The sequence below is a fragment of the Sanguibacter suarezii NBRC 16159 genome (assembly GCF_001552735.1).
In the GTDB taxonomy this organism is placed as follows: Bacteria; Actinomycetota; Actinomycetes; order Actinomycetales; family Cellulomonadaceae; genus Sanguibacter; species Sanguibacter suarezii.
Genome location: NZ_BCRT01000029.1, coordinates 1 through 1,201, shown reverse-complemented (window position 1 = coordinate 1,201; position 1,201 = coordinate 1). Strand labels below are relative to the sequence as shown.

Genomic DNA, 1,201 nt, shown 5'->3' with positions numbered 1-1,201 from the left:
GCGACGGTGGGGGTCTGGGTGATCCCGATCAGCGGAGCGGTCGCTCCACCAGCCAGCATCACGCCCTGCACCCCGAGCCAGGTCGCGGCGATGGGGATGGAGTAGCAGATCACCACGGCGAGCGGCGCAGCGGCCACGTTTTTGAACTGTGTGCCGACCAGCGCGCCGATGCATACGCAGGCGAGCAGCGAGATGAGCCCTTGTCCGAGGGTCCACCAAGGTATTGGACCGACCGCGCCGTTCCGCGTTGCGATGACCAGCGCGACGACCACGCCGATCAGCCACGCCAGCACCGTGAGCAGCCACGTAGCGATCATGTTGGCGAGCAGTCCTTGTGTGCCGCGACGGGTGGTCGCGGTGAGGGCGCTCATCGTCTGGGTCTGTCGACGCCACAGGTCGAAGGCAACGAGACCGGCAGCGAGCGGACCGAGAAGAATGGTCGATGATGTTGCCCAGCTCACTGTCTGGCTGCGTTCCCAGGCCCAGCCCGTGCGGCTGAACAGCACGATGGCCACCACGACGAGCATTGCAGGAAAGGCGAGTAGCGCCGTCGAACGGCGAAGCCACAGGCGTACTGGGAGAGTCATCGGGACACCCCCAGGTTGGTTGCCAAGACTGCAAGGAAGCCCGCCTCGGCCGCCCGAGGGGCGACTGGATCCGGAGCCAGAGCGCACAGGGCAGGCAAAGCCCCGTCGAAGGCGATCGAGCCGGCGTCGAGGACCAGGACCCGGTCGGCGAGGTCGCTCACGTCTTCCATGACATGCGAACTGAGTATCACGGCGGCGTCCAGGTCGCGCAGTCGGTCGACCATGATGCGGCGCTGTTCAGGGTCGAGACCGGTGCTGGGTTCGTCGAGGAGAAGCACCTCAGGGTCCATCGCGATCGCCTGAGCCAGGCCGACCCGCCTGAGCATCCCTCCAGAGAGGTCCCGCGTCTTGCTGTCGGCGCGATCGGTCAGCAGCACGGCCTCCAGTGCTCGCGCCGTCCGACGACGCGCTTCATCAGGACGAGCGCCTCGCATCCACGTGACGTACTCCACCACTTCACGCACCGTCATGTTGCCAGGGAAGGTAGCGCTCTGCGGCATGAGCGCTACCTTCCCCAGTGCGCGGCGTCGAGATCGCCGTTCGTAAACCGCCGCGCCGCCCACCAGCACCGACCCTGACCGAGGGGAAAGCCCGCCTGCCGCGATGTTGAGCAG

2 protein-coding genes are annotated in these 1,201 nt (G+C 66.9%); both read right to left on the bottom strand.

Annotation, left to right across the window (positions count from 1 at the left end; translation table 11 throughout):
- A partial coding sequence (locus SS2_RS16850) for a hypothetical protein (protein WP_157607422.1) occupies nucleotides 1-515 on the bottom strand: 515 nt, incomplete at its 3' end.
- 68 nt (nucleotides 516-583) lie between these two features.
- Nucleotides 584-1,201, bottom strand: a 618-nt coding sequence (locus SS2_RS17240) for an ABC transporter ATP-binding protein (protein WP_169796339.1), incomplete at its 5' end; no start/stop codon positions are given.